We start from the raw sequence: 17,797 nt of genomic DNA, 5'->3' as shown, positions 1-17,797 counted from the left end.
AGAATACCCTAAAAACTTAATAAAGGAAGAAGCGAGAAAGAGATCGAAGTGGGGAGACAAAATCAGAAGAAAATGTCTCAAAGAAGCCTGACCTAAAAGAAAGCTATGGTCAAGCCCTCGGCCTATTAGTACTGCCAAGCTGAACATGTTACCATGCTTACACACGCAGCCTATCAACCTTGTAGTCTACAAGGGGCCTTACTAGCTTACGCTATGGGATATCTAATCTTGGAGGCGGCTTCACGCTTAGATGCTTTCAGCGTTTATCCGTTCCACATATAGCTGCCCAGCTATGCCACTGGCGTGACAACTGGTGCGCCAGAGATGTGTCCATCCCGGTCCTCTCGTACTAAGGACAGCTCTCCTCAAATATCCTGCGCCCACGACAGATAGGGACCGAACTGTCTCACGACGTTCTGAACCCAGCTCGCGTACCACTTTAATCGGCGAACAGCCGAACCCTTGGGACCGAATACAGCCCCAGGATGTGATGAGCCGACATCGAGGTGCCAAACCTCCCCGTCGATGTGAACTCTTGGGGGAGATCAGCCTGTTATCCCCAGGGTAGCTTTTATCCGTTGAGCGACGGCAATTCCACTCTCATACCGCCGGATCACTAACTCCAACTTTCGTTACTGCTCGGACCGTCATCCTCGCAGTTAGGCCCGCTTATGCGTTTACACTCTAAAGCACGGTTTCCATCCGTGCTGAGCGGACCTTTGAGCGCCTCCGTTACTCTTTTGGAGGCGACCGCCCCAGTCAAACTGCCCACCTAACAATGTCCCCCGGCCGGATTCACGGCCGCAGGTTAGAATTCCAACAATCTAAGGGTGGTATCCCAAGGTTGACTCCACACAAGCTAGCGCCCGTGCTTCCTAGTCTCCCACCTATCCTGTACATAAATTATCGAAACCCAATATTAAGCTGCAGTAAAGCTCCATGGGGTCTTTCCGTCTTGTCGCGGGTAACCGGCATCTTCACCGGTACTACAATTTCGCCGGGCGGGTAATTGAGACAGTGCCCAGATCGTTACACCATTCGTGCGGGTCGGAACTTACCCGACAAGGAATTTCGCTACCTTAGGACCGTTATAGTTACGGCCGCCGTTTACTGGGGCTTCGATTCAATGCTTGCACATCTCCTCTTAACCTTCCAGCACCGGGCAGGTGTCAGCTCCTATACTTCATCTTTCGATTTAGCAGAAACCTGTGTTTTTGATAAACAGTCGCCTGGGCCTATTCTCTGCGGCCACATCGCTGTGGCATCCCTTCTTCCGAAGTTACGGGATCAATTTGCCGAGTTCCTTAACTACCCTTCTCCCGTTGGCCTTAGAATCCTCTTCCTATCTACCTGTGTCGGTTTGCGGTACGGGCGCCTAAGATATACACAAGGCTTTTCTCGCCCTCGTCTAAGCATACTTCCCTACTTGATTTCGGTCCCTTTCGCCCGGGGCAACCATCGCCCGGGTTATGCTCTTTCAAGGTGTCCCCTTGCTTAAATCTTTTGGCGGCTACGGAATTTCCACCGTATGTGCATCGGCTACGCCTCTCGGCCTCACCTTAGCTCCCGGCTAACTTGGAGCGGACGAACCTTCCTCCAAAAACCTTAGACTTTCGGCCAATATGATTCTCACATATTTCTCGCTACTCATTCCGGCATTCTCACTCGTATGAAGTCCACCAGCGCTTCCGCTCTGACTTCACCCCTCATACGACGCTCTCCTACCACCCATACTTGCGTATGAATCCCAAGCTTCGGTATACACTTTAGCCCCGTTAAATTTTCGGCGCAGGGTCACTCGACCAGTGAGCTATTACGCACTCTTTTAATGAGTGGCTGCTTCTAAGCCAACATCCTGGTTGTCTGTGCAACCCCACATCCTTTTCCACTTAAGTGTACTTAGGGACCTTAGCTGTGGGTCTGGGCTGTTTCCCTTTCGACAATGAAACTTATCTCACACTGTCTGACTCCCGTACATCAATTATCCGGCATTCTGAGTTTGATAGGCTTCGGTACCCTCTCGGGCCCTAGGCCATTCAGTGCTTTACCTCCGGTAATCTAATACGAGGCTAGTCCTAAAACTATTTCGGAGAGAACCAGCTATCTCCGGGTTCGATTGGAATTTCTCCGCTACCCACACCTCATCCGCTACCATTTCAACGGGAGTCGGTTCGGTCCTCCATGGAGTTTTACCTCCACTTCAACCTGGACATGGGTAGGTCACCCGGTTTCGGGTCGAATACATCTGACTTTATGCGCCCTATTCAGACTCGCTCTCGCTTCGGCTCCGGACCTTAAGTCCTTAACCTTGCCAGATGCATTCACTCGCCGGACCATTCTACAAAAGGTACCCGATCACCCATTGACGGGCTCTCGGTGCTTGTAAGCACAAGGTTTCAGGTTCTTTTTCACTCCCCTCCCGGGGTTCTTTTCACCTTTCCTTCACAGTACTTTACACTATCGGTCACTGGGTAGTATTTAGGCTTGGAGGGTGGTCCCCCCATCTTCCCACCGGGTTTCACGTGTCCGGCGGTACTCTGGATTCAGCTAGCTCAGTTCCTCTTTCGCATACGTGACTCTCACACTGTTTCGTCGGCCTTCCCATGCCGTTCTGCTAGATTCCCTGATACTTGTTGCTGTCCTAACCCCGGGGATATTACTACCCCCGGTTTGGCCTCTTCCGCGTTCGCTCGCCACTACTAGCGGAATCTCGGTTGATTTCTCTTCCTCGCCCTACTTAGATGTTTCAGTTCAGGCGGTTCCCCTCATACACCTATGGATTCAGTGTATGATGTCTGGACATGACTCCAGACGGATTGCTCCATTCGGATATCTACGGATCGATGCCTACTTACGGCTCCCCGTAGCTTTTCGCAGTTAGTCGCGTCCTTCTTCGGCTCCCAGTGCCAAGGCATTCCCCTTGCGCTCTTTGTAGCTTGACCATGTGATTCTTTCTTTTGAGTAGCTAAATCTTTCGCATTTCTTTGAATAGACTTAACTTTGCAGAAAAGGCGTCTCTTCCCTTCCTGCTTCTTCGCTTCTTTGAAATTGTAGTCATTTACCTTTAACCAGATCTTTCGACCAAATTAAATCTAAATAACATTCTCGATTTCTTATCTGCTTCGCTTTATTCAGTTTTCAAGGTACTCTTCTTGGGCTTAAGAACCGAGTCACTCTCTGCCTTTTGGCTTATACTTCGTATAAGCTTCCGACACTGCTTCTCTTTTCTTAATCCCCGCACCTCTCGGTGCTGGTGGGCTTAAGTGGACTCGAACCACCGACCTCACGCTTATCAGGCGTGCGCTCTAACCGGCTGAGCTATAAGCCCATTTCTTGGTTTGAGAGGTGGTTTCTACCACTCTGCCCTTTTCCTGCCTCCGACTTGTCAACAATACGGGCGCAATGCCAATTTCTCAACCTTGCTCCCTATCGCAGCTTGCCTTCCGCAGGTCTGGTGGAGATGAACGGGTTCGAACCGATGACCCCCTGCTTGCAAAGCAGGTGCTCTCCCAGCTGAGCTACACCCCCATATTCTTTTCAGAAAAGAAGTGTTCCCTTTCTCTCCTGAGGTTCCCTTTCAGGACCCTCAAAATTAAACAACGATTAGATTTCTAAGACTCGTCCTGACCTTGGATGTTAAAAGGCTGACTTCCGTCTCCTTTTGGTCTCCATAGAAAGGAGGTGATCCAGCCGCACCTTCCGATACGGCTACCTTGTTACGACTTCACCCCAGTCGCCAATCCTACCTTCGGCAGCGTCCCCCTTGCGGTTAGACTACTGACTTCGGGTATTACCGGCTCCCATGGTGTGACGGGCGGTGTGTACAAGGCCCGGGAACGTATTCACCGCGGCATGCTGATCCGCGATTACTAGCAATTCCAACTTCACGCAGGCGGGTTTCAGCCTACGATCCGAACTGAGACCATTTTTAGGGTTTTGCTCCACCTCGCGGGCTTGCTTCCCTCTGTTAATGGCCATTGTAGTACGTGTGAGGCCCAGGTCATAAGGGGCATGATGATTTGACGTCGTCCCCACCTTCCTCCGTTTTGTCAACGGCAGTCCTGCTAGAGTGCTCTTGCGTAGCAACTAACAGTAAGGGTTGCGCTCGTTGCGGGACTTAACCCAACATCTCACGACACGAGCTGACGACAACCATGCACCACCTGTCTCAACTTTCCCCGAAGGGCACCTAATGCATCTCTGCTTCGTTAGTTGGATGTCAAGACCTGGTAAGGTTCTTCGCGTTGCTTCGAATTAATCCACATACTCCACTGCTTGTGCGGGCCCCCGTCAATTCCTTTGAGTTTCAACCTTGCGGTCGTACTCCCCAGGTGGATTACTTATTGTGTTAACTCCGGCACGGAGGGGGTCAGACCCCCCACACCTAGTAATCATCGTTTACGGCATGGACTACCAGGGTATCTAATCCTGTTTGCTACCCATGCTTTCGTGCCTCAGCGTCAGTTAAAGCCCAGTAGGCCGCCTTCGCCACTGGTGTTCCTCCCGATCTCTACGCATTTCACCGCTACACCGGGAATTCCGCCTACCTCTACTTCACTCAAGCTCTACAGTTTCAAAAGCAGTTCATGGGTTAAGCCCATGGATTTCACTTCTGACTTGCAGAGCCGCCTACGCACCCTTTACACCCAGTAAATCCGGACAACGCTCGCTCCCTACGTATTACCGCGGCTGCTGGCACGTAGTTAGCCGGAGCTTCCTCCTCTGCTACCGTCACTATCTTCACAGAGGACAGAGGTTTACAATCCGAAAACCGTCTTCCCTCACGCGGCGTTGCTGGTTCAGGGTTTCCCCCATTGACCAATATCCCTCACTGCTGCCTCCCGTAGGAGTCTGGGCCGTGTCTCAGTCCCAATGTGGCCGTTCAACCTCTCAGTCCGGCTACCGATCGTCGACTTGGTGGGCCGTTACCCCGCCAACTATCTAATCGGACGCGAGTCCATCTTTCAGCGGATTGCTCCTTTGACCGCCGCTCCATGTGAAGCTGTGGTCTCATGCGGTATTAGCGTCCGTTTCCAGACGTTATCCCCCTCTGAAAGGCAGGTTACTCACGCGTTACTCACCCGTCCGCCACTAAGATAAACAAGAAATTCTTACAGCAAGCTGTCTCCCTTTCAGCGTCTATCTCCGTTCGACTTGCATGTGTTAGGCACGCCGCCAGCGTTCGTCCTGAGCCAGGATCAAACTCTCTAAAATATGGTATCTAAAACCCTCTCGGGTCTCAAATCATCTTTAGAGCTTTTGTAGCTCATTTGACGTCTCTGACGTCTGTCACAGATTTTAGGTTCTGTTTCCTTTGTTCTCCCTCGAGTTCCCTCAAGGAATTACGGGTCCTATCTTTCTTCTCGTTGTTTAATTTTCAAGGTCCTCTGCTCTCTCGAAATCCAGCTTCTATGCGGCTTCAAGCTCTCTCGAGCTCCCTTCCGCTTCCGCCCTCTCTCTCGAGCGCTTGACTATAATATCAAATCCTTATCCTTTTGTCAACTACTTTTTCTCCTTTTTTTTGCTTTATTTTCTTTTTCTTCTCCTTTTCCTATATCTTGGGGGCATCTTCTGCTTTTGTACATAGGAAATTGCTTCCTTTTTCCAATTCACGAATGATATTTTAGAAAAACAAAAATTCCCTTGGATACTTTTCTAGTACACCTGGGAAGTTTATCGCATAGAAAGCAATCTTTTTCTTTATATATGGAGTGAGGAAATTTGGAAAGGACGAGTTGGCAAATGAAAGGTGAACGGGCAAAAAAGGTATTTCTCTATTTTTGGCGCATTCTGGTTATCGTACTTTTAAATGTGATGATCCTGCTGATGCTCTGGAACAGCGGGGCCGCCTATGCCCTGTCCAAATACGGCTCCACCGGAGACGAGGTCACTCAAATACAAACCAAACTGCAGCAGTTGGGCTATTACAGCGGCGATTTGGACGGCATCTTTGGCACCGGCACAAAAAATGCTGTATTGGCCTTTCAGCGGGATCAGGGGCTGGATGCCGATGGAATTGCCGGAAAAAATACTCTTTCCGCTCTGGGAATCACCTCGGGCGGAAGTTCACAGGGAGGCTACGGCGGATTCAGTGAGAGCGACGTCAACCTGCTGGCAAGCATTATCTCTGCGGAAGCCCGCGGAGAGCCTTATGAGGGACAAGTTGCCGTGGGTGCCGTTATCATGAACCGGATTGCCCATCCCTCCTTTCCCAATACCCTTTCCGGCGTTATCTACCAGCCAGGAGCTTTCTCCTGTCTCGACGACGGGGGAATTAACGCCCCAGTGGCGGATTCCGCCTATAAAGCAGCCCGGGAGGCCATCAATGGTTCGGACCCCTCGGGCGGCGCTATCTATTATTATAATCCCGCCAAAACTACCAACAAATGGATTTGGTCCCGCGAGGTCATTGCCGTCATCGGAGCTCATCGTTTCGCCCTTTGACAAACAGGCACGACCTACTGTTCCTGGGCAGGCTGCTGTCCCGCAATTTTCGGTTTTACCTTCTTATGGTAAATGACCAAGTAACTGGCAAAATGGATCAACGCCGTAATGAGCCAGGTGACTGGGTAAGAAAGATACAGGACGAACAGAGAACGTTCGGCGGCAAATACAGTATAGATCCACAGGACCCGAAGCCCGCACACACCGACAACAGAGACTATCATGGGCACAATAGAATATCCCAGGCCTCTCAAACTACCCACCAGCACATCCATGATGCCGCAGATAAAATAGACGGTGCAAATCACCAGCATTCGTTCCAAGCCGTAAGCTACCACCTGGGGATCAGAGGAATAAATATGCAGCAGCGGGCCGCCCAAAAGATAGGCGCCCAGGCCCAGCACCAAACCCACGCCGGTCACCAGCAGCACACATTGGCCGAGGATTTTGCCAATCCGGTGATATTTCCCCGCGCCTGCATTCTGTCCCGTAAAACTCAGGGCCGCCTGGTGGAAGGCATTCATTCCCGTATAGACAAAGCCCTCAATGTTGGAGGCAGCCGTGCTTCCCGCCATGGCGGTAGAGCCAAAGGAATTGATGGAAGATTGGATCAGCACATTGGAGATGGAAAAGATTGCTCCCTGAAGGCCTGCGGGGAGACCGATTCTGGCCATTCCGATCAGCTTATCCTTTTTGATACGGAGTTTTTTCAGATCCAGGGCATAGGGACCGTCGCTTTTGATCAGGCACAGCGTTACCAGCACAGCCGATATGGCCTGAGAAATCACGGTGGCAATCGCCACACCAGCTACTCCAAGCCCACAGACGATGACAAAAAACAGGTTCAAAAGCACATTGACCACTCCTGCGATAAACAGGAAATAAAGGGGACGCTTGGTATCCCCCACAGCCCGCAGCACTGCCGCACCGAAATTGTAGAGCATGTTAACGGGCATTCCGATAAAGAAAATACGCATGTACAGCGCCGCCTGGTCAATCACATCGTCCGGCGTTCCCATCAGGGAAAGCAGGGGCTTTGCCAGAAGAATACCCAGGACGATCAGAATGACACCGGAAACCAGGCTGGTGGCAATGGAGGTGTGCACCGTCTCCTCCAGATCTTTCTGCTGGCCGGCCCCGTAATAACGGGCCACCAGCACATTGGTACCTACAGACAATCCGATAAAAACATTGACAATTAAATTGATCAGCGCGCCGGTGGAACCCACCGCAGCCAGAGCCGTGCTGCCCGCAAAGTTTCCCACAACTACGATATCCGCCGCGTTGAACAGCAGCTGCAGGATTCCCGACAACGCCAGCGGAAGGGCAAACATACAGATTTTCCCCAATAAGGGCCCGTTTACCATATCGATCTCATAGGAACCCTTTCTGGCTCTGGGTTTCAGCTTTAACCTCAAAATTACATTCCCCCACTTTTTTCTGAATGACCTGTTTCTGCTGCGTCCAAAGTCTGCCGGCAGCGTTCCCGGCTTTCATTTTATGCCTGCTGCCGCAGCCTGCCGTTTTCGGACAACCCTTCTTTTGACAACTAAATAGCACAGGGCCTCCAGCACAGCCGCCAGGCCCCAGGTGATTGGGTAGGAAGCATACAGCACGCCAAGGGTAGGAAGGGCGGCAAACACGGTCAAAATCCAAACAATCCGAAAACCACAGACGCAGGATATGGTGATCACCATGGGAACCATAGAGGCCCCCATTCCCCGGAGTGTTCCTACAAAGGTCCCCATCAGCCCGCCGATGCACTGCATCACACAGACCACCTGCATCCGCTGTATTCCAAAGGAAATGACCTCCGGATCGGAGGAGTAGATGCCCAAAAGCTGAGGGGCCAGCAGATATCCCCCCACACCCAGCAGCAGGCCCGTGCCCGCAACCAGTGAAAGGCAGAGCCAGAGAATGCGGCTCAGCCGCTTTGTCTTTCCGGCCCCTAAATTCTGCGCCGTAAAGCTCAGGGCCGCCTGGGAAAAAGCATCCATGGCGGTAGAGACAAATCCTTCTATATTGGAAGCCGCCGTGTTCCCAGCCATGGCAACCGCTCCAAAGGAATTGATAGAGGACTGGATCAACACGTTGGAAATGGCAAAAGATGCCCCCTGAATCCCCGCGGGAAGCCCTATTTTTGTCATGCCCAGCAGCTTATCCTTATAAATCCGCAGCTTTTTCAAATCCAAATTATAATCGCCCTTTACCTTCACAAGACACCAGACCACCAGGCCGGCGGAAATTGCCTGGGAAATGACAGTGGCAGTGGCCACACCCGCCACATCCATATGCAGCACAATGACAAAGAACAGGTTCAGGACCACGTTGACCACACCGGACAGCAGCAGGAAATACAGCGGCCGCTTGGTATCCCCTACAGCGCGCAGTATGGCGGCCCCGAAGTTATACAGCATGGACGCGGGCATTCCCAAAAAGAAGATGCGCATATAAAGCGAAGCCTGAGGGAGCACTTCCTCCGGGGTTCCCATCAGCGCCAGCAGGGGATCCGCCAGGCTGATGCCGATAACCAGCAGAACTACGCCAAAAATCAGGCTTGTAAGCACAGAGGTATGTACGGTCTCCTGCAGATCCTTTCTGTTTCCCGCTCCGTAATACTGGGCGGCCAAAACATTGGTGCCTACAGAGAGCCCGATAAAGAGGTTGACAATGAGATTGATCAGTGCGCCGGTGGAACCCACCGCCGCCAAAGCACCACTGCCTGCGAAACGGCCTACCACTACAATATCCGCCGCATTGAACAGCAGCTGTAAAATGCCCGAAAGGCCCAGGGGGATGGCAAAGCGGACAAGCTTCCCCAGCAGGGGCCCGTTTGTCATGTCCATCTCATAGGACCGCTTCCGCGGCTTCAATTTGAGATTCAGGCTAAAAATTACAATTCCACTCCCTTGAATTTGCGAAACGCCTGCATGGATATTTGAATGGACTCCATCTCGTCCAGGCGGGTCGCGTCCTGCTCCAGTAAAATGTAATCGAGGTTCGGGCAGGACTCCGCCGCCTCAATATAGTTCTGAATGGGAAGGGTCCCTGTGCCGATCTCCGTAAAGCCGTCCGGATCCTTAACCCGCAGAAACAGCTCCATATCAATGGCCTCCCGGAAGTCCACCACCCCGTCGTACATATTGAGAGGCTGTGCAGCGTCCGCGGGGAAATCTTTCTGATGCAGCAGGATCACCCGATCCTGATACCTGCGTATCAGTTCCGCGGGATCCTGCCCGCCCCGGGCAGCCCAATAGGTGTCCAGCTCTGCATAAACAAGGTCAGGGTCCGTATTCTCCATGATCAGGTCATAGACCAGCTCGTCCCCAAACCTTTGGAATTCCTGAAAATGGTTGTGGTAATAATACCGCATGCCTCTTTCCCTGCACAGCTCTCCAATGTGGTTGAACATTTCACAGCGGCGCTTCAGATAGTCCAAATCTCCATAGGGATAAAATTCGATGTCGCAGCCAATCTGTGTGTTTCCCAGCTCTGCGTGATAGTCCAATACAGCAGGCAAAAGCTCCTCCCGCAGCGGGTTCACATGGCAGCCCACGATCTTCAGGCCGAATTCCTCCAGGGTCTGCCTCATTTCCCGTGCAGGCAGGCCGAAACCCACCCCTGGGTCAGAGCCGGCATTGTGGTTTGCAGCCTCTACATACCGGTAGCCAGTCTCCGCCAGCTTTTCCAATACGGCGCGGGGGTTCCCGGCGATGGCGTTCTTCACCGAATACAGCTGAATTCCAACTTTTAAAGGCATGGCGTTTTCTCCTCTCCAATCAATATCCCAGATCCTCGCCCACCAGCACCACATGGATGCGGTCTGTCCGCTGATAGCCGGTCACCACATACTGGCAGCACATCCGCCGTTCCGAAGCGCAGCCGGCAGTCATCCGTCCGCCGCAGGCAGAACACCTGCCCAAGCGGGAACAGGGGGTTCCGCTTTCCAGACGCGCTCCGTTGGCAGGAGCGGCCATGTTTTTTACCCGTTCCACCGCTTCCTGAAGATTCCTGACGATTTTATTGCAGCCCGCTACCACAATCACTTTTTTCGGGCCGTAAATCAAAGCGGCAACCCGGTTGCCGTTGCCGTCCACATTGTAAAGCTCCCCATCCTCAGTAATCGCGTTGGCACTGGTGAGGAATACGTCTGCAGAAAATGTTTTAAGATAGGCTTCCTCCGGGGGCATGGCCTCCCGGTCCAAAAATGTATACTCCCCACTTTGCATCAGCTCCCTCACACCGCTTTCCGCCAAGGTGACAGAGCCTCCACAGGAGATGGTATCCCCCCGGTTCATCAGGGACTTAACCAACTGCACCGCCTCTTCTTTCGTGGGAGCGTATACCGCCGGTATCCTGTTTTTTGCCAGGGCTTCGATGGTCCGTCCGATCCGTGCGTCGGTTACAAAGCGTTTATTCCCGTCCAATTTTTCTCCTACTCCTTCCCTGCGTTTCCATAGCTCTATTGTACGCCTCGTCAAAGGTGAAATCAAGCCGTTTACCGGAAGAAAGTGGGCCGTCTGCCGCTTCCCCATGTTCGACAAACGGCGCCGCTTCCCACAGTCATCCAAAGAAGCTGTGGAAAACGGCGCCGTGCCATTCCGCCTGATATGATAGGTTACGCCTTAAACTCTGTGAAGAGCTTTGTTACGGTTTCCCGAAGGGTCTTGCCCGCATCGCTTTTACCGGAATCCGTATAGATCAGCATATATTTTCCGTCTCCATTGAGCTGCGCTGGCACCTCATTGTCCAACACAGTGAACTTGCCGTCCTTTTTTACGCTGTCAAGACATTCCCGTCCCTTATCGTCCAGGTTCTCCAGGTCAAACTCATAGACCTCCACCTGCACGGTTCCGCCGTTATAGAGGAATTTATAGCGGTACCCCCCGATGGCGCCAATCTCCTTATAGGACATTTCCACCCTATCGCCGGTAACAGCATAATTTCCTTCCAGATATTTGCAGAGGCCGTCCAAATTATCTTCGCAGTCCTCCATCTTTACGGCAGGCTTTGGAGTCGCCGTCTCAGATGAGACTCCGGATTCCGTACCGGATGCCGCAGAGGCAGAACTGGCAGTGCCATTGGGAGCAGAAGACGCCGTTTCTCCCGGTACGGAAAGCGTGGGAAGCTGCTCCGGCTGCACGCCGCAGGCGGAAAGAGAAAGAACCAGCCCGGCGGCAGCGCCGAGCAGCAACAGTTTTTTTAACATGGGAAGACCCTCCATCCAGACAAAATGAAAAACGCCGGCCCACCGTAAACCGGGAGCCCGCGTCTCTTCCGTGCGCCCCGGTAAAAGGGGGTTTTTTAAAAAGAAAACTGCGGTGCGCCAAATGCCCACCGCAGGTGTGGTGACCCGGACGAGAATCGAACTCGTGTTACCGCCGTGAAAGGGCGGTGTCTTAACCGCTTGACCACCGGGCCATATGGTAGCGGCAAATGGATTTGAACCATCGACACTTCGGGTATGAACCGAATGCTCTAGCCAACTGAGCTATGCCGCCATATGTGCGCTCCATTTAAAGAACGGAGCGCTAATTATTATATCGTAGGACTTAGTATTTGTCAACCCGATTTTAAATATTTTAGAAATTTTCTGGTAAAATGAGGATTTTTACGGATTGAAGGAGTAGTTTGGCGCTTCTTTCGTGATCTGAATGTCATGGGGATGGCTCTCTTTAAGGCCTGCTCCGGTAATTCGCACAAACTGTGCCTTATCATGCAATTCCTGAATGGTGGAACAGCCTGTATAACCCATGCCTGACCGCAAGCCGCCTACCATTTGGAAAATGGTATCGGCCAAAGGTCCCTTATAGGGGACGCGGCCTTCTACGCCTTCGGGGACAAACTTCTTTTGCTCCCCCTGGAAATAGCGGTCGCTGCTGCCCTTGCCCATGGCGCCAAGACTGCCCATACCGCGGTACACCTTGAACTGACGGCCCTGGTAGAGCTCGTACTCGCCGGGAGCCTCCTTGCAGCCTGCCACCATAGAACCCAGCATCACCACATTAGCGCCTGCGGCCAATGCCTTGACAATATCTCCGCTGTACTTGATGCCGCCGTCAGCAATTACAGGAATTCCGTGTTTCGCCGCTTCCATGGCCGCATCAAACACAGCTGTAATCTGCGGTACGCCGATCCCCGCAACCACGCGGGTGGTGCAGATAGAGCCGGGGCCGATGCCCACTTTCACACAGTCGGCGCCTGCGTCTATCAAGGCCTTTGCCCCTTCCGCCGTAGCGATATTGCCCGCGATGACCTGCAGCTCCGGGTAGGCTTTCTTCACCTTCCGTACGGCCTCCAGCACGCCGCTGTTATGTCCATGGGCAGAATCCAGCGTCACCACGTCCACCTGTGCTTCAATCAATGCCGCAACGCGATCCAGCACATCCTGGGTAGCGCCTATCGCAGCGCCGCACAGGAGCCTTCCGCCTTTGTCTCTTGCAGAATTGGGATAGCGTACAGCCTTCTCAATATCCTTAATGGTGATCAAGCCCTTGAGCCTCATCTTATCGTCTACAATGGGGAGCTTTTCAATGCGGTGCTTCCGCAGGATTTCCTGGGCATCCTTAAGTGTGGTTCCCACAGGCGCGGTGACCAGGTTGTCCTTGGTCATCACATTTCTGATGGGCTGGTCGAAGTCGTCCCCTTCCATAAACCGCATATCCCGGTTGGTGATGATGCCTACCAGAACGCCGTCCTGACAGATGGGCACGCCGGATATTTTAAAACGGCCCATGATCTCGTCCGCTTCCCGCACCAGGTTATCCGGTCCCAGGAAAAAGGGATTGACAATGACGCCGTTTTCCGAACGCTTCACGCGGTCTACCTGATCCGCCTGCCGTTCGATAGACATATTCTTGTGAATAATGCCAATGCCGCCCTCTCTGGCAATGGCGATAGCCATATCGGACTCGGTGACCGTGTCCATAGCGGCCGTCATAATAGGGGTGTTGAGCTTAATGGTCCTGGTGAGGTTGGTGGAAAAGTCTACTTCGCTGGGCAGTACGTTGGATTCCGCCGGGATCAGCAGAACATCATCGTAGGTGAGACCCTCCTTCAGAAACTTGTCCTGGAATTCCATTGTCAGCATAACCACACTCTCTTTCTCACTGTATTTTTCCTCATTTTATAAGTCATCATTATAGCATTGAGCACGCGGAAATGCAAGTATTTTCGGGGATTCCCATGCTTCCTTTCCCTATTTATAAAATTTGCAGGATTCTATTTTTATTTTTGCAAAACCCATTGACAGTTTTCACCTGTTTGTTATACTTTCAACGGGTGAAAGTCCGGCAGCCAGACGCTGTAAAGTTCCATTTTCCGCCAGCCAGGGAAGGCTCCTAAAATTTGAAGGGTACGATTCCACATGGCGTCCAGCCATTATTACCAACAAAACGCCTGGCTTTGGTTTTTGGAAATCTGCAGGACTCGCTCCCCTTCTCTGCCAAATTGGCGCAACGCAGCGCCTGCCAGGGTGGAAAGCATGGAAAATATTTTTAAAGTAAGGGGAGTAGTTACATTTGCTGAGCAGAATTTTTCGACGGAAACCGGGCCCAGGTGTAGCGGAAGCACTCAATTTGGCCGGATTGAACGGGATTTATTGGTTTGCCATGTCCTTCAGCTGTTACCAGGCCGTCTACCTGCAGAACGAGGGATTTTCCGCCTCCCAGCTGGGACTTTTAAACGCGCTTGCTTCGGCAGTGGCCATAGCGTCCGTTTCCTTCTGGGGTATGATCAGCGACAAAATCGGCTCCGTCAAAAGAATCCTGGTCATGATACTGACCCTGGGTGTGGGACTTTATGCCCTGATCCCCCTGATTCCCACAGGTTTGCCGGTTTCTCCTGTACTGTTTCTCATTTTCATTCCTTTGATTAACTTTTTCCGGGGCTCCATGACCAACTTCACCGATAATATTCTGGTGCGCAACTGCAACGAGCTCCGTCTGAACTTCGGGGCTATCCGCAGTGTAGGCTCCTTTCTCTACATGGTGGGCGGCGTACTGATTTCCGCCCTGCTTCCTATGGTGGGCGTCCCTTCCACCTTCTGGCTGTCTGCAGTGTGTATGCTGCCGGCCATCCTGTTTGCCGTCTGCGCCCGGGAGCCTCATACGAAGAAACCCCGCACGGCGCCGGATGGAAAAAAGGAGAAACTCAATTTCGGCGCTTTATTCCGCAGCTATTCTTACGTCACCTTTCTGCTCTTCGCCTTTTTGTTTTACATTGCCTGCAGCTGTGAAGGCACTTTTGTGCCTTACTTCATGAAGAGCGTGGGGGCGGACACGGAAAAATACAGTATTTTGCTGGCCTACCGCGCCCTGTTTGAAATTCCCTTCCTGCTCCTGATGGTCAAGCTGCGGAAGCGCTTTCCCCTCAAATATCTGATCATGGCTGCCGCTTCCTTTATGGCCGTGGAATGTCTCTGTTTTTCCCTGTTCGCCAATTCCTTCCTCACTATTCTCCTGTTCTGCACCTTTTTCGGATTGGGAAACGGCCTGTTTTTAGGCTCTGCTCTCAACTACATCTATGATCTGGCCCCAGACAACCTGAAGGCCAGCGCCCAGGCGTTTTTTGTGGCGGTGCAGTCCACAGCCGGGATCCTGGGAAACCTGATCGGCGGTGTGGTGTTTGACGCGATCGGCGCCAAGTTGTTTTATTTTTCTGTTTTCTGTCTTTACCTCATCAGCATCGCCATTTTTGCCGGCTCTTTTCTGATCCGCCGCAAAGCGCCAAAGGAAAGCGCGGCTGCAGAAACTGTATAAAACCGGGAGATCCTTCGGATCCCCCGGTTCCTTTTTTCCTATTTTCGGAGTCTCCCTCTCCGGCGACTTAGAAAAAATTTATTGTTCTCCGCCTTTTAGGGTAAAACCCTCCAGATTTCCAAAAAGAGGCTCCAGTTTTCTGGTTACTCTGCCCTGATCGTCCCGGCTCTGGCGGTAGATACCCCAGCCGGAACCGCAGCAGAAAAAGCAGGAAAAATCCTTTTCCTTTGTTTTAGGAGAAAAACTGAGTTCCCTGTTGGGCACGTCAGCATGAAAACCGCTGAGGGCCAGCAGCAGCCCATAGCTGGACATACTTCTGGCGTAGTGGTTGCCGCATTCCACCTCATTCCACGGATTTCTTTTGAAACCGTCGTACCTGGAACGGACAGCCTCTACTACGCGGACGCCTTCTTCCATATATCCCTCATAGATCAGATGGGAGGCCACCTGATATTCCACGCCGGTCCAGACCTCTTCTGAATAGCAGAAAGGAATCACAGGCCGGTTGCCCTGGGGCCAGGAGCAGAGCACCAGCCCCTTATCCTCCTCCATGGCATAGGCGCGCTGCGCATTGACGGCTCCTATAAAATTATCCCTGTAGTTGTTCTCGTAGATGGAATAGACTGCCTGTCTGACATGGTCTTTGGGGAACAGATAACCCAACCGGTTCACATGGGCAAAAAACTGGCCCAGTATCTGGTCTGCCAGACAGCCTTCCCCATACTGGAAGCGGTAGCTGCCAATGTCTTCCAGCTTCTGGATATAGTATGCTCCGTTCCAGAGCTCCTGGTCCATTTTTTTGCTGCCTTTCTGGCGCAGCTCCCTCCAACGCTCCGCGGTTTCCTCCTCGCCAAAGTAAATGGCCATTTTTTCCCCTGCCGCCAGGGCCGCATAATAGATCGAATTCAGCATGGGCACGGTTCCATAAAATTCTATGTCATAGGTATTGTGCTGGCGTCCCGACAGCATGCCGTCCTCATCCGGATCCCAGTTTCGGATGCCGTATTCCAACGCCTTTTTGGCCTTTGGCCAGAGCTCCTTTAAAAATTCTTCCTCTCCGCTGAGCAGCCATTCCCGGTAAAGGCGCACAACTGTGCCGAATTGCCCGTCCGCCGCTGGAACCGCTTCCTCCGGCTCGCTGCCGAAGATACGTTCATTGCGGAACGGCATACAGCCGTCTTCCCTGGTCTCCAAACCGAACTCTATCCGCCTGGCGCTGCGTTCCAGTTCTGGAAACAGCCATGCCACTGTCTGTGCGTAGTTCCAAACATGAGTGCAGGTGCCCGGGCAGCTTCCCTTTCTTTCATGGGAGCCCTCATAAGCGAGGAACGTGCCGTCGGCAATTCGGAAGCAGGTCGTACTGCGCAAAGCCGTAATGTTGGCGCACACCGCTTCAATCACTGCTTCCGGAAGCGTGCTCTCATATATCGCTTTGGTAAACAGCCGGCTCGTCTTTTCCAATTCCGGCAGACGGCAGAGAAGGTCTGCGCCGGCCTCCCATGCATCTTGATACCGGGAAGCGTAGTAATTCTTTTCTGTTTCCTCCCCTTCTTTCCAGGGGGTATCCTCATCCCAGGATTTGATCCTGTTGGGATAATACCAAGAGAGGACGAATTCAAAGGTTTTTTCTTCTCCTGGCTGGAGCATATGGGTGATTCCCACAGAACCCACGCGCAGATTTTTATGAGGCCCAAGCCAGCTTTCCATGGAATTGGCTGTGTTTTCCACACCCAGACTGCCGTCCTGTGAAAAATGATGCCAGAAATCTTCCATGCCATCCCACCAGCCGCCTGTCAGCCAAGTCTCCTGGATCTCTCCTTCCGGATCCCCAGTCAGAATTGCCATGCTGCCCGTTCTGGGATGTTCCGGCAGACAGGATGGATTCTCCATCAGCAGGCCGCGAATACCGCCCTGCTGTTTTTTTCTATTTCTGGCGCCCTGCGGCAGAAGCATGTTTTCAAATTCATCGTTTCCCAGATATCCGGCAAGATTGGGAAGAGATGCCGCAACCGTCGTCCGCAGCGGAATTCCGCTCTCATTTTTTATCTTGTAACGGAACAGGGCGGCTGGAATCCCAGAATCCTCTGCCTGGAGTGGGATAAAAGGGTTGAAGGCTGTCAGCGTTACCTTGACGGGCAGGCTGTCGTCTTCAAATTCCAGATCTGCAAAGGGATACTCCACAGAGAGACGCGAACGCTCCATACATGGCATACCATACAGCCAGCCCGGGTGATAGCCTCTGGCCTGGGAATAGGGGGGCGTTTTTCTGGACCGGAGAATTCGGGTATCACGTTTGTCTTGTCCCTCCACATGCAGCGCAAAAAAGCCGTAACCAATCTGTCCCCCCTTGTTGGGACGATTGAAAATTTCCCAGTCCCGAAGATCGCCGTCAGAACCCAATGTGACGGTTCCGGTTCCAATCCCTCCGATGGGAAAACCTGCCTCAGTGGCAGTATTAGGGTACCATTTCATTTCAGCACTTTCCTTTCCTTCTTTTCAGCCTACTCTTCCTCTTCTGCCTTGCTTCATTTTATCTCCCTCTGCTTCTCAATTTCCTGTGATATCATGGCAAAAAACAGGACAAAATTCACCTA

General features: G+C 52.3%; 10 protein-coding genes, 4 tRNA genes and 2 rRNA genes. 3 read left to right on the top strand and 13 right to left on the bottom strand.

What is annotated here, in order from left to right:
- Positions 1–105 precede the first annotated feature (105 nt).
- From BN3911_RS03695 to BN3911_RS03680, 4 genes are all read right to left on the bottom strand, one after another.
- Positions 106–2,942: ribosomal RNA gene (locus BN3911_RS03695) — 23S ribosomal RNA — on the bottom strand.
- A gap of 309 nt (positions 2,943–3,251) precedes the next feature.
- Positions 3,252–3,328, bottom strand: a tRNA-Ile gene (locus tag BN3911_RS03690).
- A gap of 124 nt (positions 3,329–3,452) precedes the next feature.
- Positions 3,453–3,528 (bottom strand) — tRNA-Ala (locus BN3911_RS03685).
- 146 nt (positions 3,529–3,674) lie between these two features.
- Positions 3,675–5,214, bottom strand: a 16S ribosomal RNA gene (locus tag BN3911_RS03680).
- Together the 16S and 23S rRNA genes with 2 tRNA genes alongside form the textbook arrangement of a ribosomal RNA operon.
- Positions 5,215–5,742: 528 nt before the next feature.
- Here BN3911_RS03680 and sleB point away from each other — a divergent pair.
- The gene (sleB, locus tag BN3911_RS03675; protein WP_066861487.1) at positions 5,743–6,444 is read left to right on the top strand and encodes a spore cortex-lytic enzyme; all 702 of its coding nucleotides are present in this window, start codon (positions 5,743–5,745) and stop codon (positions 6,442–6,444) included.
- Between the two features lie 14 nt (positions 6,445–6,458).
- Here the strand turns inward: sleB and BN3911_RS03670 are convergent, their stop codons facing one another.
- From BN3911_RS03670 to guaB, 8 genes are all read right to left on the bottom strand, one after another.
- Positions 6,459–7,811 carry an MATE family efflux transporter gene (locus BN3911_RS03670; RefSeq protein ID WP_066861484.1) on the bottom strand — a complete coding sequence of 451 codons (1,353 nt, stop codon included), beginning with the start codon at positions 7,809–7,811 and terminating at the stop codon, positions 6,459–6,461.
- A 126-nt stretch (positions 7,812–7,937) separates the two neighbouring features.
- Complete coding sequence (locus tag BN3911_RS03665) at positions 7,938–9,290, bottom strand: MATE family efflux transporter (protein ID WP_066861479.1); 1,353 nt, start codon at positions 9,288–9,290, stop codon at positions 7,938–7,940.
- Positions 9,291–9,337: 47 nt separating this feature from the next.
- On the bottom strand, positions 9,338–10,204 hold the full coding sequence (locus BN3911_RS03660) for a sugar phosphate isomerase/epimerase family protein (protein ID WP_066861476.1): 867 nt from the start codon (positions 10,202–10,204) through the stop codon (positions 9,338–9,340).
- Positions 10,205–10,223: 19 nt separating this feature from the next.
- Positions 10,224–10,871: a lactate utilization protein gene (locus BN3911_RS03655; RefSeq protein WP_066861473.1), complete on the bottom strand. Its 648-nt coding sequence runs from the start codon at positions 10,869–10,871 to the stop codon at positions 10,224–10,226.
- 191 nt (positions 10,872–11,062) lie between these two features.
- The gene (locus tag BN3911_RS03650) at positions 11,063–11,653 is read right to left on the bottom strand and encodes a hypothetical protein (protein ID WP_066861470.1); all 591 of its coding nucleotides are present in this window, start codon (positions 11,651–11,653) and stop codon (positions 11,063–11,065) included.
- A gap of 137 nt (positions 11,654–11,790) precedes the next feature.
- Positions 11,791–11,865, bottom strand: a tRNA-Glu gene (locus tag BN3911_RS03645).
- Positions 11,866–11,868: 3 nt separating this feature from the next.
- Positions 11,869–11,945, bottom strand: a tRNA-Met gene (locus tag BN3911_RS03640).
- A gap of 110 nt (positions 11,946–12,055) precedes the next feature.
- Positions 12,056–13,534: an IMP dehydrogenase gene (guaB, locus tag BN3911_RS03635; protein WP_066861468.1), complete on the bottom strand. Its 1,479-nt coding sequence runs from the start codon at positions 13,532–13,534 to the stop codon at positions 12,056–12,058.
- Between the two features lie 257 nt (positions 13,535–13,791).
- Here guaB and BN3911_RS17135 point away from each other — a divergent pair, with 257 nt between their 5' ends.
- Positions 13,792–13,944, top strand: coding sequence for a hypothetical protein (locus tag BN3911_RS17135; protein WP_154669693.1), 153 nt, complete (start codon positions 13,792–13,794; stop codon positions 13,942–13,944).
- 77 nt (positions 13,945–14,021) lie between these two features.
- The gene (locus BN3911_RS03630) at positions 14,022–15,203 is read left to right on the top strand and encodes an MFS transporter (RefSeq protein WP_066861466.1); all 1,182 of its coding nucleotides are present in this window, start codon (positions 14,022–14,024) and stop codon (positions 15,201–15,203) included.
- Positions 15,204–15,281: 78 nt separating this feature from the next.
- On the opposite strand, the gene BN3911_RS03625 is transcribed toward BN3911_RS03630, so the two are convergent.
- Positions 15,282–17,675, bottom strand: coding sequence for a GH116 family glycosyl-hydrolase (locus BN3911_RS03625; protein WP_066861463.1), 2,394 nt, complete (start codon positions 17,673–17,675; stop codon positions 15,282–15,284).
- Positions 17,676–17,797 lie beyond the last annotated feature (122 nt).

The sequence above is a fragment of the Neglectibacter timonensis genome, assembly GCF_900048895.1.
Lineage (GTDB): Bacteria > Bacillota > Clostridia > Oscillospirales > Acutalibacteraceae > Acutalibacter > Acutalibacter timonensis.
This window is presented reverse-complemented; position numbering and strand designations above follow the sequence as displayed.

Excerpts from the sequence above, each read along its gene's own strand:
- sleB (WP_066861487.1), top strand. The coding sequence starts at position 5,743 with ATGAAAGGTGAACGGGCAAAAAAGGTATTTCTCTATTTTTGGCGCATT.
- BN3911_RS03670 (WP_066861484.1), bottom strand. The coding sequence starts at position 7,811 with ATGGTAAACGGGCCCTTATTGGGGAAAATCTGTATGTTTGCCCTTCCG.
- guaB (WP_066861468.1), bottom strand. The coding sequence starts at position 13,534 with ATGCTGACAATGGAATTCCAGGACAAGTTTCTGAAGGAGGGTCTCACC.
- BN3911_RS03665 (WP_066861479.1), bottom strand. The coding sequence starts at position 9,290 with ATGGACATGACAAACGGGCCCCTGCTGGGGAAGCTTGTCCGCTTTGCC.
- BN3911_RS03650 (WP_066861470.1), bottom strand. The coding sequence starts at position 11,653 with ATGTTAAAAAAACTGTTGCTGCTCGGCGCTGCCGCCGGGCTGGTTCTT.
- BN3911_RS03660 (WP_066861476.1), bottom strand. The coding sequence starts at position 10,204 with ATGCCTTTAAAAGTTGGAATTCAGCTGTATTCGGTGAAGAACGCCATC.
- BN3911_RS03625 (WP_066861463.1), bottom strand. The coding sequence starts at position 17,675 with ATGAAATGGTACCCTAATACTGCCACTGAGGCAGGTTTTCCCATCGGA.